Annotated in this window: 26 protein-coding genes; 7 read left to right on the top strand and 19 right to left on the bottom strand. The window is 48.1% G+C overall.

Features of this window, described 5'->3' with window-relative positions; translation table 11 throughout:
- Nucleotides 1-28: 28 nt before the first annotated feature.
- Nucleotides 29-685, top strand: coding sequence for a Crp/Fnr family transcriptional regulator (locus tag PKH29_08865; protein ID HNX14950.1), 657 nt, complete (start codon nucleotides 29-31; stop codon nucleotides 683-685).
- 118 nt (nucleotides 686-803) lie between these two features.
- Here PKH29_08865 and trxA read toward each other — a convergent pair whose 3' ends face one another.
- Complete coding sequence (gene trxA, locus PKH29_08860) at nucleotides 804-1,112, bottom strand: thioredoxin (GenBank protein ID HNX14949.1); 309 nt, start codon at nucleotides 1,110-1,112, stop codon at nucleotides 804-806.
- Between the two features lie 39 nt (nucleotides 1,113-1,151).
- Nucleotides 1,152-1,379, bottom strand: a complete 228-nt coding sequence (locus PKH29_08855; protein HNX14948.1) for a 4Fe-4S binding protein — start codon at nucleotides 1,377-1,379, stop codon at nucleotides 1,152-1,154.
- 243 nt (nucleotides 1,380-1,622) lie between these two features.
- Here PKH29_08855 and PKH29_08850 point away from each other — a divergent pair, with 243 nt between their 5' ends.
- The gene (locus PKH29_08850; GenBank protein HNX14947.1) at nucleotides 1,623-2,201 is read left to right on the top strand and encodes a hypothetical protein; all 579 of its coding nucleotides are present in this window, start codon (nucleotides 1,623-1,625) and stop codon (nucleotides 2,199-2,201) included.
- A 169-nt stretch (nucleotides 2,202-2,370) separates the two neighbouring features.
- On the opposite strand, the gene PKH29_08845 is transcribed toward PKH29_08850, so the two are convergent.
- Genes PKH29_08845 through PKH29_08835 form a run of 3 tightly spaced genes read right to left on the bottom strand, consistent with a single transcriptional unit; the run spans nucleotide 2,371 to nucleotide 4,363 of the window.
- Nucleotides 2,371-3,195 (bottom strand): DUF2268 domain-containing putative Zn-dependent protease, encoded by an 825-nt coding sequence (locus PKH29_08845; GenBank protein ID HNX14946.1) that lies wholly within the window; start codon nucleotides 3,193-3,195, stop codon nucleotides 2,371-2,373.
- Between the two features lie 58 nt (nucleotides 3,196-3,253).
- Nucleotides 3,254-3,817, bottom strand: a complete 564-nt coding sequence (locus tag PKH29_08840; GenBank protein ID HNX14945.1) for an N-acetyltransferase — start codon at nucleotides 3,815-3,817, stop codon at nucleotides 3,254-3,256.
- 24 nt (nucleotides 3,818-3,841) lie between these two features.
- Complete coding sequence (locus PKH29_08835) at nucleotides 3,842-4,363, bottom strand: GyrI-like domain-containing protein (protein ID HNX14944.1); 522 nt, start codon at nucleotides 4,361-4,363, stop codon at nucleotides 3,842-3,844.
- Between the two features lie 149 nt (nucleotides 4,364-4,512).
- Between PKH29_08835 and PKH29_08830 the strand changes: the two genes are divergently transcribed.
- The 5 genes from PKH29_08830 to PKH29_08810 all read left to right on the top strand — a co-directional run bounded on the left by PKH29_08830 (nucleotide 4,513) and on the right by PKH29_08810 (nucleotide 10,952).
- Nucleotides 4,513-6,564 (top strand): alpha-galactosidase, encoded by a 2,052-nt coding sequence (locus PKH29_08830; GenBank protein HNX14943.1) that lies wholly within the window; start codon nucleotides 4,513-4,515, stop codon nucleotides 6,562-6,564.
- Nucleotides 6,565-6,660: 96 nt separating this feature from the next.
- Nucleotides 6,661-7,614, top strand: a complete 954-nt coding sequence (msrB, locus tag PKH29_08825; GenBank protein HNX14942.1) for a peptide-methionine (R)-S-oxide reductase MsrB — start codon at nucleotides 6,661-6,663, stop codon at nucleotides 7,612-7,614.
- 212 nt (nucleotides 7,615-7,826) lie between these two features.
- On the top strand, nucleotides 7,827-8,996 hold the full coding sequence (locus tag PKH29_08820; GenBank protein ID HNX14941.1) for a glycosyltransferase family 4 protein: 1,170 nt from the start codon (nucleotides 7,827-7,829) through the stop codon (nucleotides 8,994-8,996).
- Entirely contained in the window at nucleotides 8,993-10,156 is a 1,164-nt protein-coding gene (locus PKH29_08815; GenBank protein HNX14940.1) for a glycosyltransferase family 4 protein, read from the top strand. Before PKH29_08820 ends, PKH29_08815 begins: the two co-directional genes overlap by 4 nt.
- Nucleotides 10,044-10,952, top strand: a complete 909-nt coding sequence (locus PKH29_08810; protein HNX14939.1) for an ATP-grasp fold amidoligase family protein — start codon at nucleotides 10,044-10,046, stop codon at nucleotides 10,950-10,952. Before PKH29_08815 ends, PKH29_08810 begins: the two co-directional genes overlap by 113 nt.
- Nucleotides 10,953-11,235: 283 nt before the next feature.
- Here PKH29_08810 and PKH29_08805 read toward each other — a convergent pair whose 3' ends face one another.
- The 14 genes from PKH29_08805 to PKH29_08740 form a co-directional block, all read right to left on the bottom strand.
- The gene (locus PKH29_08805; GenBank protein HNX14938.1) at nucleotides 11,236-12,657 is read right to left on the bottom strand and encodes a hypothetical protein; all 1,422 of its coding nucleotides are present in this window, start codon (nucleotides 12,655-12,657) and stop codon (nucleotides 11,236-11,238) included.
- 24 nt (nucleotides 12,658-12,681) lie between these two features.
- Entirely contained in the window at nucleotides 12,682-13,125 is a 444-nt protein-coding gene (locus PKH29_08800) for a hypothetical protein (GenBank protein ID HNX14937.1), read from the bottom strand.
- A gap of 29 nt (nucleotides 13,126-13,154) precedes the next feature.
- On the bottom strand, nucleotides 13,155-13,787 hold the full coding sequence (locus PKH29_08795) for a glycosyltransferase family 2 protein (GenBank protein HNX14936.1): 633 nt from the start codon (nucleotides 13,785-13,787) through the stop codon (nucleotides 13,155-13,157).
- A 149-nt stretch (nucleotides 13,788-13,936) separates the two neighbouring features.
- Complete coding sequence (locus PKH29_08790; GenBank protein HNX14935.1) at nucleotides 13,937-15,391, bottom strand: 2-isopropylmalate synthase; 1,455 nt, start codon at nucleotides 15,389-15,391, stop codon at nucleotides 13,937-13,939.
- A gap of 228 nt (nucleotides 15,392-15,619) precedes the next feature.
- A complete protein-coding gene (locus tag PKH29_08785) occupies nucleotides 15,620-16,657 on the bottom strand; it encodes a 2-hydroxyacid dehydrogenase (protein ID HNX14934.1) in 1,038 nt (345 codons plus the stop codon).
- 256 nt (nucleotides 16,658-16,913) lie between these two features.
- Nucleotides 16,914-17,255, bottom strand: a complete 342-nt coding sequence (locus tag PKH29_08780) for a DUF192 domain-containing protein (GenBank protein ID HNX14933.1) — start codon at nucleotides 17,253-17,255, stop codon at nucleotides 16,914-16,916.
- A complete protein-coding gene (locus tag PKH29_08775) occupies nucleotides 17,252-18,172 on the bottom strand; it encodes a type II secretion system F family protein (protein ID HNX14932.1) in 921 nt (306 codons plus the stop codon). The genes PKH29_08780 and PKH29_08775 overlap by 4 nt, the downstream gene beginning before the upstream one ends.
- An 84-nt stretch (nucleotides 18,173-18,256) precedes the next feature.
- On the bottom strand, nucleotides 18,257-19,189 hold the full coding sequence (locus PKH29_08770) for a type II secretion system F family protein (GenBank protein HNX14931.1): 933 nt from the start codon (nucleotides 19,187-19,189) through the stop codon (nucleotides 18,257-18,259).
- 47 nt (nucleotides 19,190-19,236) lie between these two features.
- On the bottom strand, nucleotides 19,237-20,547 hold the full coding sequence (locus PKH29_08765) for a CpaF family protein (protein HNX14930.1): 1,311 nt from the start codon (nucleotides 20,545-20,547) through the stop codon (nucleotides 19,237-19,239).
- Between the two features lie 45 nt (nucleotides 20,548-20,592).
- Nucleotides 20,593-21,723 (bottom strand): AAA family ATPase, encoded by a 1,131-nt coding sequence (locus PKH29_08760; GenBank protein HNX14929.1) that lies wholly within the window; start codon nucleotides 21,721-21,723, stop codon nucleotides 20,593-20,595.
- Between the two features lie 4 nt (nucleotides 21,724-21,727).
- Nucleotides 21,728-22,429 (bottom strand): Flp pilus assembly protein CpaB, encoded by a 702-nt coding sequence (gene cpaB / locus PKH29_08755; protein ID HNX14928.1) that lies wholly within the window; start codon nucleotides 22,427-22,429, stop codon nucleotides 21,728-21,730.
- A 43-nt stretch (nucleotides 22,430-22,472) separates the two neighbouring features.
- The gene (locus PKH29_08750) at nucleotides 22,473-23,462 is read right to left on the bottom strand and encodes a pilus assembly protein TadG-related protein (GenBank protein ID HNX14927.1); all 990 of its coding nucleotides are present in this window, start codon (nucleotides 23,460-23,462) and stop codon (nucleotides 22,473-22,475) included.
- A gap of 43 nt (nucleotides 23,463-23,505) precedes the next feature.
- A complete protein-coding gene (locus tag PKH29_08745; protein HNX14926.1) occupies nucleotides 23,506-23,925 on the bottom strand; it encodes a TadE/TadG family type IV pilus assembly protein in 420 nt (139 codons plus the stop codon).
- A 420-nt stretch (nucleotides 23,926-24,345) separates the two neighbouring features.
- Entirely contained in the window at nucleotides 24,346-24,513 is a 168-nt protein-coding gene (locus tag PKH29_08740) for a Flp family type IVb pilin (GenBank protein ID HNX14925.1), read from the bottom strand.
- Nucleotides 24,514-24,670 lie beyond the last annotated feature (157 nt).

Here is a 24,670-nt window from a genome sequence, read left to right as displayed (position 1 = left end):
TAATTTTTATTGGGAGGGGTAGAAATCAATGGATTTATCAGAATATTTTCCGATTTGGGAGAAATTGAACACAACTGAACAAAATCGACTCTCGGAAGCTGCGCAAAAGCGTTTTGTCAGGAAAGGAACGCTTGTCTATGGAGGTTCCGCCGACTGCATCGGATTGTTCCTGATTCGTTCGGGGCAGCTTCGGGCTTACATATTGTCAGACGAAGGCAGGGAGATCACGATTTACCGTTTATTCGAGCGGGATATCTGCCTGTTTTCCGCCTCCTGCATGATGTCGAGCATTCAATTCGAGATTTCAATCGAAGCCGAGAAGGACACCGAATTGTGGGTGATTCCGACAAATGTTTATAAAAATCTGATGGTGAATTCGGTTGCAATCGCGAATTATACCAACGAAATAATGGCTGCCAGATTTTCAGAAGTCATGTGGCTGATTGAGCAAATTATGTGGAAGAGTTTTGATAAGCGGCTAGCCGCATTTATAATCGGGGAGAGTAACTTGGAAGAGTCGGATGTTCTCAAACTCACGCACGAAAAGATCGCAAACCACCTCGGAACAGCCCGTGAAGTCGTGACGAGAATGTTGAATTATTTTCAGTCGGAAGACATGATAACACTGACCCGCGGAGAAATCATTATAAAAGACCGAAAACGGCTGGAGGTTCTTTCGTTATAAATGGTGCCTTCTTTTTAAAAACGCCTATTAATATTTAAATTCGCCGCTCCGAACCGGCGGCATATGCAATCGCCGTTATTCGTAAAACGAATAACGGCGATTGCACTTTGAAGAAGGATTACACGAACATCGAGAGGATCTGCTGTTTCGGGCGGACGCCGATCGCCTGATTGGTGACTTTGCCGCTTTTAAGAACGACAAGCGTCGGAATGCTCATAATGTTAAATGCTGCGGCAAGTTCGCGCTGTTCGTCGACGTTGATCTTGCCAACTTTGATGTTTTGGGTCTCATCGGCAATTTCGTCGACAACCGGCGAGACCATGCGGCACGGGCCGCACCAGGATGCCCAGAAGTCGAGCAGAACCGGGACTCTGCTCTCCATGACCTCGGTCTGGAAATTATCTTTGGTGATTGTGATGACTGACATAATGTTGCCTCCTGTCATGTAACGGATAATAATTGGTTTTTATGAGAGAGTCAGCGCGCCCATCGGGCAAAAACTGACGCATTTTCCGCAGCTGATACACTTTTGGTCATCGACGGCGGGTGCTGCGTAACCCGTCTGCGACATCGCCTTGGTCGGGCAGATCCGAACCGCGGGGCAGGGATGGTTCTGCGGGCAGCGGTACTTGCTGACCTGAAGTTTCTTATTTTGGGAAGCGGAAGCTTCCGGCTTGTCTTTGAATAAAGGCATCTGGAATCACGTCTCCTTCGTGGGTTATGAATGAATTATAAACTGCCGAAGAGCGGCGTTCCGTGATAAACTCACAAATATTAATCAATAGATACCGGTCTGCTTGAATGTTTTTACACGGTGGCAACAATTACATACCGGCGATTGCACGACTTTACAGCACTTTAATGATAATTAAGTTGACAGATGAATATGATTAATGCTATAATTAAGCCAAACTTAGTTTTTGTGAGGGGATTAATGATGAAAAAACTGATTGCGGCAGCACTGCTGCTTGTTCTTGTCGTTTCGATGTTCGGCTGCACAAACTCCAATCCGCCGACGAGAGGCATCATAACCGATGGGGTTTATTCCAACGCATATTTTGGCATATCATTTAAAATTCCGGATGGATGGAGAGCACTTACGGACGAAGAATATAAAGCCAGGTTCACTTACGGCCTTCCGACCAACGAAGAATTGGCGGAATTTGAAAGTGAATTCAGAGACGCCTATATCCTGAATACCGCTGATGAGACGGATTATATGATCATCTCTTACAGCATGCTGTTCGACAAGGGATCAAACAATGACCAAGTCAAAAATAAACTCGCGATGGTTGCTCAAAAGTGGGTCTTCGGGTTAATCACCAAAGTTAAAATCGGCGATGTCGATTATGCAATGATGTCCGGCACTCAGGAAGGCAGCACCAAAACGATGTATTATCTTTGGAGCCAGGAAATGAAGGGCGATTTCAGACCTCTGATCTGGGCAGAACTGGAAAGCTCCGAGTCCTTCGATGCGATTTTAGCCAACTTCTCAACGTTCTCAACAGATAAATAATCATTTCTAAAAAAAGCCCCCGCAGATTTTCTGCGGGGGCTTGTTATTTTTGTATTTCAATTGCGGTTCATCGATCTTTGAGTATATATGGTGATCTGTCCGAAAATAGCCGCTCAGCGGAAGCAGGTGCTGCGGCTCTGACAGAATTAAAGTTTAAAACGGCTTATTTTTAAAATCTCATTGGCGGGACGCCGATTAAGTCCGAAAACGTGATATCAGGTTGTTTATGTAAATAATTTTCAACAATCGCTTTGCCGAAAGAATAACCGATACACCACGGCAACCCTTCGCTTTCATCACCAAACATATACTTTGAATGTATTTGCGGGTCTTTGCTGAAAAGGATCGGTTTTATCTTTTCCCAAAATTGCATTTCTGTATTTTTATCAAGTGATTGGTTCCACTGAGGGGTCAGATGCGGGAATAAATGCTTGGCAAACACGTCGGCTTGACCTTCATTCAGCATATATTCCAGAAATGAGCCCTCAAGACCTTGCCCGCCCTTTAAAACGAACCAGGTATGCCCCCAAACGCAATGGTGATATTCATGCGCAAAAACATAAGAAATCCAATCCTGCCAGTCCCTTGCAAGGGGATTGATATTGATAATGATGTTGCCGAATACGCATGCGCCCACAACCCCGTTTTGCCGTTCTTTTACGATGGTGTTGCTGTCGCATAGCGGGTATAAGGCCACAATCATCGGGTCATCGTCATCTTTCGGGAGCGCCTTTGTGATCTTGGTAAACTTGCCGGATAATTCCTCAACAGAAACAGCGGATAAGAGCGAAAGCTGTTCTTTTAACTTTGCGATATTCGTTATATTTTTCGGCTTCATGTAACTCATATCAAACGGAGCCCACTGCGAAATTTCCGGCCAAAACGGGTCTATCATATATTTCTGCCACAGCTCTTGTTGGTCGGAGTCTTTCCGCTCAGCCGCTTCTAAATACTCTTTTACATTATCAAAGGTAGAAAGGATTTTTATATCCATATTTTTTACACTCCAGTTATAAATCGTACGGCGGTTGTAAATTGTAATATATCCTGTTTTAGCCGCCGTAATAATTAGTTGTGCCTGTAATGCCCTCCAACGCGTCGGGGACTAATTTGCAGACCAAGAACCCCTCGTCCCCCCATTGCTTTCGGTTTTTGTGAAAAATGCCGTAATGATACGACGGTTCAAACCCGAATCGGCCGTAAAGAGCGGGGTTTCCGCCTAAGAATACGGCTTTATAGCCCATTTCTTTTGCCTTGCTGAATGCGGTTGTGACCAGCTCTCTCATAATGCCGCGCATTTTGTATTCGGGCAAAACGGCGCTCTGGGAGAGCACAAGCTGTGTGTTTTTGCCCGTGGGGGTGATGATGTCGGTCTCATACAGCGTCACCTGCCCGACGATTTTGCCGTCTTCGAGCAAAGCGACGAGCGAAAGCTCGGGGATAAAGGTGGCTTTTTCCCGCTCCGCTTTAAAATAATCAAGCATGAATGTGCCGGTCTTGACATCGTAACTCTCGGTAAATACCGTGTAAATCAATTGGTTAACCTGCTCATGCTCGTCCGGCGTTTCGGGTCTTATGTAAATCACAAGCCCTGAGGTTGTCGTCTTTTTTATCATCTTTTCTGTTATCTGTCGGGCAACCTAATCAATTTTCTTGATCGGCACCCAAAACTCATATCGGCTGCCGTCGGGAGTATCCATGTTTTCTTTTTCGATGATGGTGATCGGACTGCCGGGCCCGTCATACCGCGCATATCCGTCCGGCATCTGCACGGTTTTTTCATATTTCCAGCCGGCTGCGATGCCGTAACGGATAGCTTCGTCATGCGTGGGGAGCCATTCATGGGTGACGACAAGAAAATCGCCCGCGGGGAAATTTACAAGGGAATAACCCTCGGGCACGTTGTCAACGCTGCCGACCTTTAAACCCTGAAAATAGATTTTTTCGCCCGCATGGTTCGTATACCACACGTTAATCGGTTTGGGGTCTGTTGCATACGGAATGATTTTTTCATATCCGCCTATTTTGAAAAAGTGATCCCAGAAATAACCGAAATCCGAAGATTCGGTCACGACATTCTCGACGCCGAGAAAAGAAAATGCGTCTTGGTGTGTTTGAAAGGTTACGAATGCAGGATTACTCATCAATTTTTCTCCGTTCATGTTTTTTATCTTTCCAATTTTATACCAAATAAGTTCAATTGTAAATTCATATAAAGGCGATAATTAGAATTTTTTCTTGAATAATGAGAGAATTATTGTTATGATAACTATAAACAAATAGACACACCGAAAGGCGAGGCATTTTTGACATGTGGGATTATCAGGACTGTAAAGTGACCAAAACGGATGACGGGTTTATCATTGAAAACGACATGATTGCGCGCAAGGTCGTTTTTTACGGCAATGTGCCCGTGACCGATTTTATAGAAGACAAGCAAAGCGGATATCGGTGGAGTTCGCCTGCCGTTCCGACGGCGGCGTTTTGCCTGCCCGTGCTGGATTTTGGCAAGTGCAAGGTGTCTTTTCACTGCTTCACCGATGACTGTTTGGGGCTTTCGCATACCGGACTCGTCATGGAGACGGTTTTTGAAGCGGAAAACGTCACGGTCAACTGGCAGAATGTGATTTTCCCCGGCATCGCTTTTGTTACGACGAGGTTGTCGATTGCGGTCAGCGGAAATGTCGCGTTGGGCAAAACCGAGGACAAGATCACGGTCAGCGAGGGGATTGAGAACGTCACGTTGGGCAAAAAAGAGTCGGCGAATCAGGGTATTTTGATTCCGCCGCCCGACACGATTGAGGCCGTCCGGCTGAACAGCCGCCACACCCGCCTGACCCGCGCGCGCTTAATCGACGTCTCCGACCACCACAACAATTTTGTCGAGGAGAGCACCGAAATCCCTTATCTGATGTGGGAACAGCCCTTTCAAGGCCATTTCTTTTTGTTCGACGATTATATTCACGGGCGCGGGATACTGCTCGTGAAAGAAGCGCCTTGTCCGGCGGGGCATTTGGCGAAAACTAAAGAAGACCTGCACACCTACAACGGCCACTACGCCTTTTTAATGGGCAGCGGCGTCGATTACGCCAATCTTCCGGAAGGCGACGAGATCCCGTTATATCAGGCCTCCGTGGGCGTCGGTGAGGCAAAGACGCTGAACGACGAATATAAAAAGCTTTATCGCGCGCAGTATCGCGGCCTCGAGACCCGCGGGCTTTATATGATGAGCAACACCTGGGGCGACCGCAGTCAGGATGCGGCGGTCTGCGAATCGTTTATGCTCGGCGAAATCGAGCGCGCCGCGCAGATCGGCATAGACGTGGTGCAGATTGACGACGGCTGGCAGAAGGGCAAGACGGCGAACTCGATTTTGGTGAAAAACAAGCTCTGGAGCGGCGGTTATTACGACAATGACCCGGATTTCTGGAAGCCGAATGTCGAAAAATTTCCGGGTGGGTTGGAAGTCATCGCAAAAGCGATCAAAGATAAAAATTTGCAGCTGGGTTTATGGTTTTCACCCGATCTTGTCAGCGATTATGAACTGTGGGAAAAAGATGCCGAAGTATTATTAGATTTGCACCGCAAATACGACGCGCGGTTTTTCAAGCTGGATGGCATCGTTTTAAGAAGCAAGCAAAGCGAAATCAACCTGCTCAAGATGATGCGCAAAGTCACCAAAGAGAGCGGCGGCAAGGTCTGGTTCAATATGGACATCACCGCGCAAGTTCGCCTCGGCCACTTGTATCAAAAGGAATACGGCAGCTTGTTCATCGAGAACCGCTATACCGATTCGACGAACTATTATCCGCATTACACGCTCAAAAACGTCTGGGAGCTGGCAAAATACATCCCGGTCGGCAAGTGCCAGTTCGAATTGTTGAACATGCGCCGCAATGAAAAGTTATATAACGAGCGGTACGGCGAACCCGACCCGCTGCGCCCGGCATTATGGCCGATGGACACGGTATTTGCCTGCTCGATGGCCGCCTGCCCGTTGTTTTGGATGGAGATGAGCCATCTGACTGACAGTGACGCGGTGCTGCTTTCCGACATCGTACGGGTTTACAAGCAGCACCGTGAGCGGATGGCAGTCGGAAACGTCCGCCCGATTGGCGAATTGCCCGATGGTATGAGCAATACCGGCTTTGACGTCGACTGCGCAGACGGCGGCTATTTGCTCTTGTTCCGTGAGTTTTCTCCGGAAACGACGCATTTTTACCCAATGGAGAGTGCGGGAACGGAATTGAAAGTGCTCTATACCAACGGAAACGGCACGATTGAAAAAGTTGACGGGGGTATCAAAGTGAAACTGGAAAAGCCCGCTTCGTTTATTTTTGCAAGGTACAGTAAAAGGCAATAAAGACCGGGCGGTTTCGCAAAATCCGTTTTATGCGGGTATAATATGGACGTATTCATTCTGTTGTCTGATGTCATTAAAAATATTTCGGAGGACTATATGGCGGAGATTTATCTGGCGGGCGGTTGTTTTTGGGGCATGGAGAAGTATATCGCATCGGTGCGCGGGGTACAGGCAACCGAGGTCGGTTACGCAAACGGCAAGACAACGAATCCCACTTATCAGGAGGTTTGCTATAATGACACCGGGCACGCCGAGACAGTGAAAGTGGTTTACGACCCGAAAATTGTCTCGCTGGGCTTTTTACTCGAGCTCTACTATTCGGCAATTGATCCGACCTCAGTAAACCGGCAGGGAAATGACGTCGGAACACAGTACCGCACGGGGATTTATTATATCGACGAAGCCGATTTTCAGGTGATCAAACAGTCGATTTTAAAACTGCAAAAACGGCTGGAAAAGCCGGTTGCGATTGAGGTGAAACCGCTTGAGAACTTCTATTTTGCTGAGGACAATCATCAAAAATATCTTGACAAGAACCCCGGCGGGTACTGCCACATCAAACCGGAGAAGTTCGAAAAAGCCGCAAAAGCTGTGGTGAATCCGGCGGGTTATTCAACACCGGATGCAGAAGTATTGCATAAGAATCTGACTGAGATGCAGTTTATGGTCACGCAGAAAAGCGCGACCGAACCGCCGTTTCACAATGAGTTTCATGACCAATACCGCGCAGGGATCTATGTCGATATCACGAGCGGAGAGCCGTTGTTTTCATCAAGCGACAAATTTGAATCGGGCTGCGGCTGGCCTGCGTTTTCAAAGCCTATAGACCCGAACGTCGTGCGGGAAAGATCCGACACGACCCATGGAATGGTGCGCACCGAGGTGCGCAGCCGGATCGGAGACGCACATCTCGGGCATGTGTTCAGCGACGGCCCGAAAGAAAGAGGAGGTTTACGTTACTGTATCAACAGTGCTTCTCTGCGGTTTGTCCCCAAAGAAGACATGGAAAATGAGGGCTACGGATATTTGACAGATTACGTAAATGAATGATTCGACGTTTCGAAATATAATTCCCGGTTTGGATTCAATCTCATTCAACCGGGAATTTTTATAGCAAAGAAGTGGTTCTATGATATATGTGGACATTCCGCGAAAACTGTCGTATAATATAGAAAATCAGCTTGTCAAAGGTTTCCGGTGTGTCGGATTCTTTCCAATTAAGTAGAGAAAAATATAATCTCTGTTTTGTAAGGGGCGCAGTCATGGATTTTGCAGATGCTCAAAAACCAAAAATGCTGATGACGGCTTCCGTTGCTTCCATGATCGATTTATTCAACATGAATAACATCGAAATTTTGCAATCCATGGGATATGAAGTCCATGTAGCGGCAAATTTTCAAGCGGGCAATATCACCAGCCGGGAACGTGTCAGCGAATTTAAAGAGAAATTAATTTCTCTGGGCATCAAAGTCTTCGACATTCCGATTCCGAGGAATTTATCCGCTGTCGGAAGCATTATTAAATCCTGCAGGATGTTTCGAAAAATTTACGTCGAAAATCACTATAAACTCATCCATTGCCATTCCCCGATCGGCGGCGTTTTGGCACGGCTCTGCGCGCGTAAAATCAGGGAAAAGGATGGCGCAGAACTGATTTATACGGCGCACGGTTTTCATTTTTATAAGGGCGCTCCATTGAGCTGCTGGCTGCTTTATTACCCGATCGAGCGGCTTTGTTCCTTATTTACCGACCTCTTGATCACCATCAATCAGGAAGATTTTCTCTTTGCGAAGAAGCATCTCCGCTCCAAAGATACTGTCTATGTGCAGGGCGTTGGCGTTGATCTTCTGAAGTTTTCCGAAATTAAAGGTTCTCCCGACAAACTTCGAGCCGAACTCGGTATTCCGAATGATGCTTTATCGGCAATAACGGTTGGCGAGCTCAATAAAAATAAAAACCAAAAGACCATCATAAAAGCTATTCATAAAAATAATAGTGATATTCATTACATATTGGCGGGTTTCGGCAGAGAGGAACAACGACTGTATAAATTATCTAAAAAATTCGGTATCGCGGAACGTGTGCATTTCCTTGGATACAGAAATGATATTTCCGCGCTGTTTTGTTGTGTTGATTTGTTTTGCTTTCCGTCGTTTCGGGAAGGGCTTTCACTGTCTTTGATGGAGGCAATGACTTCCGGGCTGCCGATTCTTTGTTCCGATATCCGGGGAAACAGAGACTTGATCGTCGATGGGAAAGGTGGGTTTTTGTGTCCTCCGAGGGATGTCTCAGCGTTCGCGGAGAGGCTGAAAATATTAAATAATGATCCGGCACTGAGAGAAAGTTTCGGGGCATTCAACGCGGAAAGAGCCAAATTCTTCTCCAGCGATGCGGTCAGGACAAAGATGCGGGAGATTTATAAAAAGATATGAAGAAAGTCTTTTTTATTCTCGGGAGCATGCGCCGGGGCGGTGCGGAGCGTGTGGTTTCGATTCTTGCCGATCATTACGCGGCTAAGGGTTGGGACGTCAGCATTATAACGCTGTTAAACGGCGAATGCGGATATCCGCTGAATCCCTCTGTTAAACTTATTGATCTCTCCGGAAGCGGGTCCAGAATCGGAAGGGTACCGGTTTGGATTTGGGGACTCCGGAAGCATATGCGTATTGAAAAACCGAATGTAGTTTTATCATTCGTTGCTCGTATCAACATTCTCGTTCTGCTCGCCGCAAAAGGGCTCAGGCAGAGAGTGATCGTCTCGGAGCGAAATGACCCGGTCAAAGACGGTAGAAGCGGTTTGGTCAGACTTGCGGTCAATTTGTTGTATCCGGAAGCAAGCGGCATTGTCTTTCAAACGGAACGGGCAAAACGTTATTTTAAAAAGCAAATTGCCGATAAAGGCATCATCATCGGCAACCCGATTCGGGTAAGCGAGTATGCGGCAGAAAAGAAAGAAAATAAAATTGTCTCCGCCGGACGATTGATGACTCAAAAAAATTACCGGATGCTGATCAACGCGTTTGCGAAAGTACATACGGATTTTCCGGATTGCAAGCTCTTTATATACGGCGAAGGAAATCTGCGCGGTGAATTAGAACAGCAGATTGAGAACTGCGGCTTAACGGAATATGTTGTTCTGCCCGGAAATGTGCCGGATGTTCACGCGCATATAGCTGACGCGAAGCTGTTCGTATTATCGTCCCATTATGAGGGGCTTTCAAACGCTTTGTTGGAAGCCATGACAATAGGTCTTCCGGTAATCTCGACCGACTGCGCCGGTTCGGATGAGGTGATCCGAAGCGGAGAAAACGGGCTTTTGGTTCCGGTCGGAGACGAAGATGCAATGACTGCGGCAATCAAAAAACTGCTCGGTGACGGCGAATTGCGCCGGAGATTCAGCTCAAATGCCGCGGAAAGCGCAAAGACATTTAATGCGGAAAAGATCCTCCAAAAATGGAGCAAAGCTTTGGAAGGCCAAAATGACCTGGAGTGTGAAGCAGATGAAATTCGAGACCTTCGTCAAACAGACCGTAATGCGGCTCCTGCCGACCAAATGGTGGGTAAAAATCGATTACCGGTTTCACATGGGTAAAAGCTGCGATCTGAAAAATCCGCAGTCGTTCAACGAGAAACTCTGTTGGATGAAAGTGTATTACGGGAGCGCGGAGCGGGGCGGGCTGGTCGACAAATATCTCGCCAAGCAGTACATCGCCGATAAAATCGGCCCTGAATATGTCGTAAAGACGCTCGGGGTATGGGACCGATTCGGGGATATCCCGTTTGACCATTTGCCCGAGCGGTTTGTGCTGAAGCCGAGCCATACCTCCGGCAACGTTTTGATTTGCAAAGATAAATCGAAACTGGATTTAACCGCTTTAAAAAAGGAAGTCGACCGCTGGATGCGGCGCGATTTTTACCACCAGGGACGCGAACCCGAATACCGCAGAATAAAGCCGCGCATCTTGGCGGAGGAATTTTTGGCCGACAAAGACGGAAAAGAAGTACCGGATTATAAATTCTTCTGCTTCGACGGAATACCGCGCGCGGTTTGTTTATGTGAGGACAGATTCGGCGAAGGAGGCGTAAAGCTGCGTTATTACGATATGCAATGGAATCCGCTTCCGTTTCGAAAAGTCCATACCGTGCTAGGCGAACCGATTGAGCGCCCGGCGGTTTTTGACGAAATGGTGTGCATCTGCAAAATACTCTCCGAGGGCTTCCCGTTTGTCCGATTGGACATGTATGACGTTCAAGGCAAGGTCTATATGGGAGAAATGACATTTTACCCGGACTCGGGGGTAAAAGCATTCGAAAACGAAGATTGGGACCTTTTGATCGGAAGTTGGATAAAACTGCCCGAAAGACAAATCAAGGGTCATATCGGCTAAGTATAAAAAAAGTGGCCGGAATTGCGGTCCGAAGAGCAGCTTGCACTGCAATTTGTCCTCAAAAAGGACATGGGAAAAGAGGACGTGTTTTTGATCAATTTGACAAATAACCGAAATTCAAATAAATAACAAAAGCGCTGTTTTAGTAACCGGCGCTTTATTTTTATATTATAGTAAACCACTTTCAATTCAAGGCAAGATGAAAGTGGTTTTACCCAATGTGCGGCCATTTACCGGTTATTTTATTTAATCTGTGTTTGATTTTTTAAGTGGCTTCACGATATCAGCGGGTTTTTTGAGGAAGCCACAGCCAGTGCGATAGGACGTTAGGCCAGTCATGGTCGATAAACGACTGCAATTCGGGATAATTGCTTCTTTTGAGTACCGAAAATGCGGCACGCAGTGCCCAGAAATAAAACGACTGGTCGAGAACATTGGCGTCACCGGCGCGCGAGAGGGTCTCATACGAAGCGGAGTGGTGCAGGTATTCCCGGTTTTGCCGGGAGACCAGCACGCCGTCTTGGTTGATTTTATCGTTTAAAATCGCAATCGCGGCTTTTTCAAGCGCGGTTTCGATCTCTTTTCGGCGGTAATCCTGTCTGCAATGGTTGATGGCGAGCAGGGTCATGCAGTCGACGTCGGTGCAGTTGTCGGAACCGGAATCGGGCCGATCGGACGAGTAAAGTCCGAAATGGAAATCGTTCACGTTTTGCAGAGAAAGCAAAGTGTCGGTCTGGGCTTTTCTGACGCTTTCGGCAATCGGGTGCCCGTCGAAATCGTAAAACCAGAGCTGGTGCGCACCGCCCATGACCGGAACCGAAATCCACTCATATTTTGAATCGCTGCGGTCGTCGGAAAAAAGCGGCCCCGAAAAACCGTTATTCCAGATCTTTGTCGGGTCGCCGTTCAGTTCGCCGTACCAGAAGCCAGTGATTCCAAAATTTTCGTCATGCCATCGATACCAGACCTCGTCGAGCATCCTGCGCGCTTGTTTGGCGGCAGGTGTTCCGGCTTCCCACTGTGTGATCTGCCACAGGATACAGGCCGGAAACCAGAACTCATTGCCCATCCACCACGGGTTATGACGTCGGTAGTTGCCGTCTTTTTGATAGGCGTTCCAGTCGCGCCCGTAAAGGTATTCCTCGAGGTAGGACTTTTCCAAAAAGCGTCCCGTCATACTGCCGGAAGACAGCGGATATTTTGATTTTTCGCCAAGCAGCATCATAGTGGGGCAAAGAGAAGAGACAAAGTGATCGTGCATATGATACCACGGATGAGTGCAAAGCGAATAATCCTGCCAGGCCCGATGGTCTTTCGGCCGCACATAGGGGCCGAGGAAATATCCGGTCTCACGGTCCTGATATTGATTGAAATACGAAATCCAGGCGTCTTTATTCTCCCGAGAGAGTTGGTCGGTCAAACCGTAAAAATAATAGGTCTCGAGTGCGGAATGGCCGCCTTCCAAAGATTCGCATCCGCCCGGCGTCGACGAAAACCGCCAGTCATTGTCTGACATGCGCTGTGAGAATGTTTTATTAACGATTTGAATTTGACAATCTTTTTTTATAAATGTTTTTGCGGCAGGGGTCAAAACACTGCTTTCGCCGCTTGCTTCCCAGCCCTCGGCGTCAAAGACACCTTCCGAGGGATAACAATTCTCAAGGAATTTTAAAGTATTTTGTTTTAATGTACTGTAATCGGTCATGATCATCCGGTTTATTGCTTATATCTATATTCGGCTTTTCACGGCGCGAATACGGCGGGTGACTTTTTTGAGGCCGCCGTGTTTGAAGGCGTCGGAAACTGCGGACAGATATCCCGCTGTGAAGGTCAGGGCTTTCCAAACAGTCAATCGGCGGGCGTTTTTCGGCATAATCGGGCCCGCACGCAGTATACGTCTGACTGCAGAATCCGCGAAATGAGAGTGCAGATATCCGCGCGGGAGTCCTGCCAGTTCCTCCCTCACCAAAGCGCCGTTTTTCAGGGCACAGTAATATTCGCGAAATGCCTTCGCGGTTTTGCAGGAAATCAAAAATCCGATATGAGTTTGCGCATTCATTCTTGCAACGCTTTTTTTAATCTCGGGGTAAAATGGGAGAGCGGAAGCATATTCGTGCAGCATTTCGGTGGCTTTGATTCGGCAGCATGGATCATTTTCACGCAGATCCTCCATACTGCTGCCGGTACAAATTCGATAATTCGTTAAATATAAATCGGAATATATAATTTTCTCTGAGAGAAGCAGATGTGAGAAAACAAAGTCATAATCTTCGCAACTATTACGGCCCGAAATCGTATGCCCGAATTTTGCAGTAACGACCGGCGGCAGAGTTTCGATTCAACGCCGGCATAAAAATAAAGGAAAAAATCATCCGGGAAATTACGCCATGAAAAAACACGGCCGAATACAGGCGGTTTCAAATATGATGCATAATGCAGCGGTTGAGAGATTCCCGTCGCGTCATTAAATTCTTCGATTAAGAAAACAGCAATATCGGCATCGTGTGAGACGGCAAATTCATAAGCCGGGCGAAGTTTATTTTGATGTAAAAAGTCATCGCTGTCCAGAAACAGAATATATTCGCCTTTTGCCAAATCAAGCCCGGTATTGCGTGCAAATCCGCAGGACGCATTTTTTTGGTGAATCACTTTGAGGCGGGGATCGGCAGCTGCATATTCATCGAGAATCTTCCCGCATGAATCGGTGGAACCGTCATCGACGGCAATAATCTCAAAAGCCTCAAGATCCTGAGAAAGGACGCTTTTGAGGCACTGACGGAGATATTTTTCTTTATTATAGACCGGGATGATGACTGATACGCTGACTTTTTGCATAGCTGTCGCACCCCTTTCAACCGCCGGATCATCACATCTAAACTGTTTTTGAGAAGTAGGCTCAAAAACCATAAAATCCCGGGCAAAAGTTTGTTACTGCATGGAGCCGGTATTTATTGAATTGCAAACCGGGGCTATGACCGATAACATCAGGTCAATATATCTTCTTTCAGATGAGCATGAATGAGTTTTTCGTAAGCTACAAAATCTACGCGTTTAATGATCTGTTCCAGTTCGTCGTCGCCCATGACGGTGTTGCGGCCTTCGGCGTATTCGAGGTCGACCTGCTCCTTGACTTTTGCGACCAGTTCGCTCTTTTTGTCGACGCTCTTACCGTCTTCGAGGCGGAAGAAGCGGTTCATCCAAAGTGCGATGCCGGCGAGACCGCTGTGGGAATCGACTGAGACCGTGGGCGGGCGGTGCAGTAGCTTTTGGGTGTTGAAGATGTTGTAAATCTCCTCGTCCTTTAAAAGGCCGTCTGCGTGGATGCCCGCGCGGGTGACGTTGAAGTTGCGGCCGACAAATGGGGTGCGAGGCGGAATCTCATAGCCGATTTCATCTTCGAAATAGCGGGCGATCTCGGTGATGACCGGCAGGTTCATGCCGTCGGTGGTGCCGTGCAGGGAGCAATATTCAATGACCATCGCCTCGAGCGGGCAGTTGCCGGTGCGCTCGCCGATACCGAGCAGTGCGCAGTTGACGGAGCTGCTGCCGTAGAGCCAGGCGGTGGTGGAGTTGGTGACCACTTTATAAAAATCGTTATGTCCGTGCCATTCGAGCATGTCGCTCGGGATTTGGGCATAATGCATCAAGCCGTAGACGATGCCGGAAACGCTTCTCGGAAGCGCCACGCCGGGGAAAGAGACGCCGTAGCCCATGGTGTCGCAGGCGCGGATCTTGATCGGAATTCCGCTTTCGACCGATAGGTCGTGCAGCGCTCTTGCAAGCGGAACCACAAAGCCGTAAAAATCGGCGCGGGTGATGTCTTCGAAATGGCAGCGCGGACGGATGCCGTATTCGAGCACCGATTTGACGATGCCGAGATATTTATCGAGGGCCTGCTGACGGGTCAAGCCCATCTTATTGTAGATGTGGTAATCGGAACAGCTGACTAAAATACCGGTCTCTTTTAGGCCGATTTCCTTGACCAGTTTGAAATCGTTCTCACTGGCGCGGATCCAGCTGGTGACCTCGGGGAACTGATACCCGAGCGACAGACACTTATCGACCGCTTCGCGGTCTTTTTGAGTATAAACAAAAAATTCGCTCTGGCGGATCAAGCCCTTTTTGCCGCCGAGACGGTGCATCATCTGATATAAGTCGACGATCTGCTTGACCGTGAACGGCGAGGTGGACTGCTGCCCGTCGCGGAATGTGGTGTCGGTGATCCACAGCTCTTTGGGCGTATTCATCGGCACGACGCGGTGGTTGAAAGCGATTTTCGGCACGCTTTCATAATCGAACAGATTGCGGTAGAGATTCGGGGTCTCGCGTTCCTGAAGTTGATATTCATAAACCGATTGTTCCAACACATTGGTGTTTTCGGAAAAGTATACGGTTTTTTTATCTTCCTCGGTGCGTTCGGGTCTCGGTATGTATGCCATAATTATGTACGCCTCCTTTGAGCGATTTGAGGGGAAAAGATGAAATTAAATATTAATTTTAAAGGATTATTCGCGTTTTGTCAAACCTTATTTACTTCATTCCGCAGCAAGTTCAAAAGTTTGGAACAACAGACAAAACTATAAATAAATATATGAGTGATTTGGTATATAATTGATAACATAAAAGGCCAAAGGCGGTTCGGCCTTTTGTATTTGTTTGACAAATTATTAAAAACAGCGTTCTTTGCGGGTTTTGCGGCAATCTTTGGGGCTTGCTTGGCGGTCGCAGTAATAGCAGATTTCGTTTTTGAGTTCGCCGCCGGCGAAGTAAACATCGAGATTTTGCAAGGTGACTTCTGCGATGTTGTGCAGTGCTTCGGCGGTAAAATAGGCCTGATGAGAAGTGATGATGACGTTGGGCGCTGCCGAGAGCAATGCCAGCGTATCGTCGTTGACGCCTGATTCCGAGTGGTCTTCGTAAAAGAAATCGGCTTCCTCCTCGTAAACGTCCAAACAGGCGCCGCCGATTTTTTTGGCGTGCAGGCCGTTTAAGAGCGCATGGCTGTCAATCAAACCGCCGCGCGAGGTATTGACGATAAAGACGCCATCTTTCATCTTGGTGATGGAATCCGAATTGATGATGTGATGTGTTTGATCGGTCAGCGGGCAGTGCAGCGAGATGAAATCCGCGTTTGCAAGCAAGGAATCCAAATCGGTATAGGTAAAATCGACGTCCTTGGCGGGAAAGGGGTCATAAGCCAAAATATTCATACCGAAGCCCTTGCAGATATCGATAAAAACCCGTCCGATGCGCCCTGTACCGATGACACCGACGGTTTTGCCGTGCAGATCGATGCCGCAGAGTCCGTTTAAGCTGTAGTTGAAATCGCGGGTGCGAATATATGCTTTGTGGATTTTGCGGTTCAAGGTTAAAAGCAGCGCCATGGCGTGCTCGGCGACCGCATAAGGCGAATAGGCCGGGACGTGCATCACGTTGATCTTGCCGTAGCAAGCCTTGAAATCGACATTGTTGTAACCTGCGCTGCGCATCGCAAGGGCTCTGACGCCCAAATCATACAGTTTGTCGAGAGTCGCTGAACCGATATCGTCGTTGACAAAGCCGATGACGGCTTCACAGCCGGCGGCGAGCGCGGCGGTGTCCGGGTTCAGTTTGGATTCGAAATAACGGAGTTCGTAATTTTTATTCTGCTCGTCGAATACCTTAATATCATAAGGTTTTGCGTCAAAAAGGGCAATTTTTTTCATGGCCGGAACCGTCCTTTCGGGTGTAGTGTGTTCGGTTTATAAATTGATATACCGTTCGTTTTGTGAATAAGGATTGTCGGAATTTTACCCCGAAATCATAGATTCAGTATATCATACTGTGCCGGGTCTTTGCAAAAAAATCCGTTCCACGGGGGCGGAACGGAAAAAAACAAAAGTATTTGATGCCGCACAGGTACAAAAGAAACCGGGCTTGCAAAAATTTGCAGGCATCTTGCGGCTATTGTCGGTGAATGAATTACTGATGTATCAGCCGGTCGCCGGGGCGAATGCCCGATTGTTCGGCGGCTCCGGAGCGCAGTTCGAGGATGCTGTGCGAATTTTTTACGGTCTTTAAAACTTTTGACGGCTGGATTTGAGCGTCGATTTGAATGACGGTTCCGTCCTTGGTTAAGTAGACAATGTCAATCGGGTAGGACATATTGAATGTGTGCACCTGATTGCAGGGGACGAGCAAAAGGCCGCCGATATCGTCATTGAGGGTGCGTCCCATCAGTCCGCGCAGGCGGGTAAAAAATCCGTTTGCATAAAATGCGCGGCAGATGATGTTCTCTTCTTTGCGGATTTCAACAATCTTCATGAAAAAGCCTCAATCAAATTCAAAGCCGCCGGTCCGAGCAGAATAATGAAAATGACCGGGAAAATAAAACCGATTGTCGGAAGCATTATCTTGACGGGAGCTTTCATGGCTTTTGCCTGGATGCGCTGACGGCGCTCGATTCTCAGGCGATCGGCCTGTGAGGTCAGGACACCTTTGATCGGTACTCCCAGTTGCTCGGCCTGGATGATTGCGGTCGTAAAAGTTGTGAGTTCCTTTACGTCGCAGCGGTCCGCCATCTCCTTAAAGGAAACTCTGCGGGGAACACCCTTCTGAATATTTTTAACCGATGCGGCGAGTTCGGTTACGACAACGCCCTTATATTTTTGAGCCAGTCGGGCAATGGAGGCGTCAAGTCCGAGCCCTGCTTCGGCGCTGACTACCAGCAAATCCATCACATCAGGCAATTCACGTATAATAGACTCTTTCCGTTTTTTAATCTTGGAGTTCAGGAAGAACTTCGGACCCAGGATGCAGAGCATAAGACCAACCAGTATGATGAGCAATTTGTTCAGCATTTGAAACGAGGCAAATCGGAAAACGATCAGGCATCCGATCAATACGATTCCTGTAAAAATAGACTTGACCGTAGTAAATTCGGTTGCAGTTATATTTAACCCGCCTGTTTTGAGCATTTTCTCCAACTTCTCCGCGCTTTTGCTTTGTCTGACTGGTGTACCTTCTTTTCGTTTGAAGGCGGAAGAAACCTTATGTAAAAAAGGGCGGACAAGGCGATCCGCAAAGCTCTTTTTTAACTCTTCATCTCCGTAATCGCGCTGCACATTATGGATTGCATTGAGTCGGCGGCCGGTCGCATCCCATTTTTTTCCGAGCTGCATAAGCAGCGCAACAGCAATTGCGAAAACAGATGCGGATACGGATAAAACGATATACCTCATATTAAGATAATCCTTTCCTGCGAACAAAGACGAATTTTAATGAAATCTTTGTCATTATTGCATCCACCTGGTTTTGATATGGAATCACATTTTAATATTGACAATTTTACGGACAATGAGGAAGCCGACGGTCTCCATCACTGCTGAGACGGCGAGCATTATTCTGCCGATTGAGGTAGAAAAAAACATATTAACATACCCGGGGTTCAGAAACATTAACAGCACCAACATAAAAATAGGAAGAGATCCGATAATATATCCGCTCAGGGTACCTGACGCAGTCATAGCTTTTATCTCCCCGCGCAGTCGGATTCGTTCTGAAATCGTCTCCGAGATATTTTCCAGCACTTCAGAAAGATTGCCGCCGATCTGACGCTGAATAATAACCGCGTTGCAAACGAGTTCGAGATCTTTGTTTCCGGTGCGGGCAATCATTCGGTCAAAACTGGTCTCAAGCGACATTCCGAGTTTTATCTCACGGCAGACCCTTCCGAACTCCTTGGAAATCGGAGGTTCCATCTCATCCGCAATGTTTTGTATTGCAGATTGGAAAGACATACCGGATCGCATGGAATTGCTGATGATCAGGATGGCGTCAATAAGTTGTTTATCGATTTTGCCCAATTGTTTCTGACGTTTCAGGCGTACATAAGCGATCGGCGCCGCGGCGCCGACAATGACGATACCGAGGCAGATAATCGGGTTTGCGCCGAAAAATAAAAAGAGCAGCGGGAGGGCTAAGGCGACCAATATCCAGATCAGAATGAACTCCTCCGCCCGAAGCGCGATTCCGGCAACATAAAGTTCATCAGCCAACTTTTCAAGCTGCTTGCGTTGTGCGCGGGGCTCTTTTTCGCTCTTTTCGCGGCGGACTTCGGTTTCCTTTGAAGTCAGGGCTTTGATTCGCTCTTGTTCGCGGATTCGATTTTTTGCAATTGCGTAAACAGCAATGACCGCGAAGCAAAATATGACGCTGGCAGAAGTGATAATCAACCCGTATTTAATCAGATCTTGCAAAATAACGGCCTTCCTTTCCTTAGGAGTTCCCTGATTTTTCAGATAATTTATGAAAACCACTCATCGCGAACACCGACACCGTTATCGGCCATCTTTTCAACACATCTCGGCTTGATGCCGGTGGCGATAAAACGTCCCGCGTTCTCCCCGATTTTCGGGTGTTCATAAGTGAAAATTTCCTGCGTGGTGATGACGTCACCTTCCATTCCGACAATCTCGCTGATGCTGATGATTTTTCTGGAACCGTCGCGCATACGGGATTGCTGAACGATAAGATCGATCGCTCCTGCGATCTGAGAGCGGATAGCGTTGAGCGGAAGATTCATTCCTGCCATCAATACCATAGTCTCCATGCGGGCGAGCATATCGCGGGAGGTATTGGCGTGACCGGTAGTCATAGAGCCGTCATGTCCTGTATTCATGGCCTGCAGCATATCAAGCGCTTCTCCGCCGCGCACCTCACCGACGACAATGCGGTCCGGACGCATTCGGAGCGCATTGCGAACAAGATCGCGGATGGAGATCTGCCCTTTTCCTTCGAGGTTTGCCGGTCGGCTTTCAAGTGTCAGAACATGATCCTGACGAAGCTGAAGCTCGGCGGCGTCTTCAATGGTGATGATGCGTTCATCGTGCGGAATATAACTTGAAAGAATGTTCAAAAGCGTTGTTTTACCGCTTCCTGTTCCGCCGGAAATGACAATATTTAATCGGCCTTTGACACAGGCTTCGAGGAAGGAAGCCATTTTATAGGTCAGCGAGCCGAAACCGATCAAGTCGTTGACGGTCAGCGGAACTTTTGAAAATCTACGGATGGTCAGCAGCGGCCCTTTGAGCGAGAGCGGCGGGATGACCGCGTTTACGCGGGAACCGTCTGACAAGCGGGCATCAACCATTGGATTTGCCTCGTCTACATGACGCCCGAGAGGGGAGACGATACGGTCAATGACGTTGAGCAATTGTTCCTCGTCGTCGAAAACGACGTTCGTGCGTATAATTTTGCCTTTGCGCTCGATAAAGATATTCTTTGGCCCGTTTACCATGATCTCGGTGACAGTGGGGTCGAACATCAATTTTTCAAGCGGTCCGAGACCGCGAATCTGATCATATATTTCTTGCGCGATTCGGCTTCGCTCGGTTCGGGGTAACGATTCATTCTGGCAAAGGATTGAATCAATCAAAGCTCGGGTGTCTGCTTCGGACATGTCTTTCCCCTGGCGGTCTTCGTGCTTGTTCAAGGCTTCGACTACTTCCATATGGATTTTCGCACGAAGCGCGGAAAAATCTTCCGGATTTTGAGCGGGCATTCCGGATTTTGAATCAGCAGTTTTATTTATATCGATTTTATCCAGTAATCCCATGTTTACGACCATCCTTCCGCGGAAATTGTAAACGGCTCAGTCCTTTTATTTATTCTTTCCGAGCCGCCTTGCAAAGTTGTCCATTTCAATTGCAAAACGACTGCGCCTGTCGCCTGTCACTACCGGTATTCCGCGGTTGAGCGCCTGAGTCACGGTTTTGGGTTCATCGGGCAAAGACAGTACAACTTTTTGTTCGAGGATGCGTTCCACATCTTTGACACTGATGCCGGAAAGCCCGTCTTTATTGACAACCAATTTGACTTTGCTTAACAGATTGAGTTGTTCAAAGACCTTGTAGCAGGTCTTGGCGTGGTGTAAAGTGGAAATATCCTCGGTTACAACAAAGAAAATCGCGTCAGACTGTTCCATTGCCGCAATGGTGCAATCGTTGAAAGCGGGAGCCATATCCAAAACCAAAAAGTCATATTCGTACCGTAAAGCCGAGAGCAGGGTTTCAATGTGTTCGGACCTGATCAATTCGGCATATTCAGGTGCCTGGCTGGCTAATAGCACATCGACACCGCTCGAATGGCGCGTCAGGTAACCCAGCAGTGTGGCGGAATCGAACTTGCCGACCTGAACGAGATCAGCAAGGGTGTCAGCGCTGTTAATATCCAAAAAGATTCCGACATCTCCGAATTGCAGATCAAGGTCTATGAGCGCCACTTTCTTTCCCAGCTGCGATAAAGCAACGGCGAGATTTACGGCAAGCGTCGTTTTTCCGGTGCCGCCTTTCGGGCAGAAAAACTGGACAATGTGCGAATGATAGGCGGTCGATTGTCCGCCGAACGAAGCGGCGCGATTCTTTTCACGGTTTGTCGCGGCGAGAATCGCCGAGCGTATGACATCGGTTTCGGCGTTGACGTCGATTACGCGGGCGGCACCCGCATCCATAGCGCGGGTGATTATTTCGGTTGAAAGCGTTTTCGCGAGCATCACGATCACAATATCGCCGCGGGTCATGTACAGCCGTTCGGCAAAACTGAACTCCGCTTCCGAATTCTCATCGACCGTGATTAATGCCAAATCGGCAGGTTGATTGCCGATTTTACTCAGGCTTGTGGCTTCGGGCGTGACCCAGAGAAAGAAATCAAAATCTTCACCGCTGAGAGCAGATTTTATATTTTGCGCGTCTTCTTTTTGGTCACAGATTAGAATCGTTTTAATTTGATCCATGGCGTTACCTCAGCAAATCGTTATTGTCGACCGGCAGCATATTGGCTGCGGCATGGTCGCTGAAACGGCGCAGGGCGACTGAAAGTACGCCGGCGCGGTAGCTGTGTATTATATCCAATGATTGCTGTGGCGTGACAAAAAGCGTGAGAAAAGTGTAAGATGTCGCAACCGTTGAACCGTCGGAAGCGGTAGTGGTGACCAACTGTTTGTCCAGCGCGGCGACCTTTATATTCTGAGCGACGACGAAAGTAGTGTTATAGGATGCGCTGTATTCGGTTTTGGTATTACAAATGACGTCTACGTAATCACCGATCTTAATGAACCCGGCAATGCCCGAAACCTCGTCAACAGCGATAGTGACCGCGCGCATGCCGTCGGGAAGCATATAGGAGAGGCCGCTGTTTTCCGATTTCAACTTTTCTGTAATGATTTGTTCTCCGGTTAAAATTGCGCTTTCTGTGGTTTTTCCGACAACGTCCGAAACATTGCGGGCAGCTTTCGGATGTGCGGAACCCACCGGATAATTCGTCATTGTCAGCATGGAGGCATCGATTGTGGTATAAGCCGGAATGTCTCTGACTGCCGTGACGACGGCTTCGGTCTGGACGGCTGCGCCTTTGGACGTCTCCAGGCTGCCGAGGTACAAGAACAAGAGGGCGCCGGATAAAACAGCCAAAATTGCCGCTATGATGTACACTTTTTTCATAATTTCGAATTCCCCCGTTTTAAAATGAATGATTTTTTAATTTCTATTTTGAAAGGGTCAGGCTATAGACGCCGTAATTTTCTGCCGATCCGGTGATGTCTCCGGTTGCGGCGCCGATATTGATCATGTCGACATAGGTACCGATGACATACCCCTGAGTGGAATAGGTCGTATAGTCCTCAATGACGAATGCCGCGAATCCGACGACTTTGACATAATGGGAGTTGATATATTGAATGACCGGTACCTTCATGACTCGGGGACAGGTGGAGTCGTAATGCGCCGCGGTACATCCGCCGTCACTTTGGAAGTGAGTGCAGGCGTTGAATCTTGCGCTCAGTCCGGTCAGCGTCGGCCCGGCCATGTTCCCGCCTTCGATCGGTAATACCGTTCCTACGGTGAGATTGCCCTGATAGCCGTTTGTGAGCCAACTGACATAATCGTTTGCGCCTCCTCCCTTGACTCCGTCCAAATCAATTGCGCCGAATGCTCCCTGAACCACTTCGCCGGTGTTTTTGCCGTATTTTAAAACGACGTGTTCCGTATTTCCGCTGGCAATTAAAGCATTTAATACGTCTTCTCTGGCGGAGAGGGGGACGAGATCATTGAGTGAAGTCGTGGCAAGGGTTCTTGCCTCAGCGCTCCTCGTAAAAGTGACTTCGTTGACGCCGATGATTTTGGAAAATTCCGTTTTCGATATAGCCGGAACATCCACTCCGATTCTCATATAGAGATTTTCTTGCGTTTGAGAAAAATAGACGTTTACATCAGCGGTATCGGTAATCCCGTTTTTTTGTAAATATTCCAAAACGGTTGCGGTCATCGCGGATTGTTTTGAAGTATCGTTTACTTCCACCGGAAGCTGCATTCCCGCCGCCATGACCGCGGCGTCCGCGGCGGTCTGAACTTCGGCTGTTTTTACATAGGCTGCGCCGAGATCCACTACGAAGGCAGCCAGAATCAAAAGAGCGGTGATTGTGAGCGCTATAATGACGATGTTGCTGCCGCGTTCATCCTTAAAAAACTTTCTCATGGTAAGCGTCCTTTCGTAAGGTTATACATGCGATTTCCGATCCTTAACTCATCTTCATCGTACAGTGGGTGGAGAGATGAAATACCCCACCGGAGGTAAATAAAGCCGAGAACGGCGTGATTCCGTTTAAGGTATAAGTCACCGTTACCGTGATATCGCCTGCCCGGAAGTTGGCGGGATTGCTGTAAACAATTGAAATAACAAGGTTTTTTGCCGCATCCGGGACCATGGAATTGATTCTGTTCGTCACCAACACATTATTTTCCGATTGCGCGACGGCGACGATTCCGGCCCGCACACCCTCGCGGGTGGCATTTTGCACCGCAAGGGAGTTGCCGTAGACCCAGCCGAATTCGATGATACCGCCAAGCAACAAAATGATCAGAGGAAGAGTCAAAGCCAATTCGACCATGCTTTGGCCGTTCTCCCGCTTCATTTTTTTGGATGTTAATAGTTTTTTCATGTTGCTGTACACCTCCTTAGGCGATGCGATATACTTTCGTGTGGGGCTGAAAGATATTTAAGAACCGACAGAACAGCCGCATAAAAGGCGGCATACGGAGAAGCGCTATGCTCTCCGAAAAAAGTAAAAACATTGAATCATCGGTTTCTCAAGTCCGCTTGGCTTTCTCAGTCATTCCGGAGATATTTTTCATTTTAAAAGAAAACCGATGGTGTAGATGCGCGCGGAGCGGGCTGCGCCCCGCGCGCATCGGATGGTTACTTAAAGGTCAGGCAATGGATAGTTCGTTACGCTTGCCGACACTGTTTTGCCGCTGAGTGTTGTCGGGTACAGCGGCAATCGCGATGAGATGCCCATATTCTACCATACTTTCGCTTTTTCGTCTATATCCGGGATCTGCTTTCTTCTTCCTTGAAGAACTTACCCTGCGGCGCCTTCCAGCGCGCCGGCCGCGCTGTTGAAAACCTTCTTGATACTGTCGCCGAGCGCCGTTAAAGAGACGATGACAGCGACCCCGACGAGCGCGATGATCAGACCGTATTCGACTAAACTCTGACCGTTTTCATCGTAAAAGAATTCTTTTAACATGAATCTTTTCATGCTGTCAAGTGTTGTCGGCGAGTGATGCGATTGCTGAGATCAGCCGGCTGAAACGGTGTTGAGCTTGTTCGCCGTCTTGTTGAAGACGCCCTGAATGCTGCCGCTGAGCGCTGTGATGGCTACGATGACCGCGACCGCGACGAGC

It is taken from the genome of Oscillospiraceae bacterium, assembly GCA_035353335.1.
Lineage (GTDB): Bacteria > Bacillota > Clostridia > Oscillospirales > JAKOTC01 > DAOPZJ01.
This window is presented reverse-complemented; position numbering and strand designations above follow the sequence as displayed.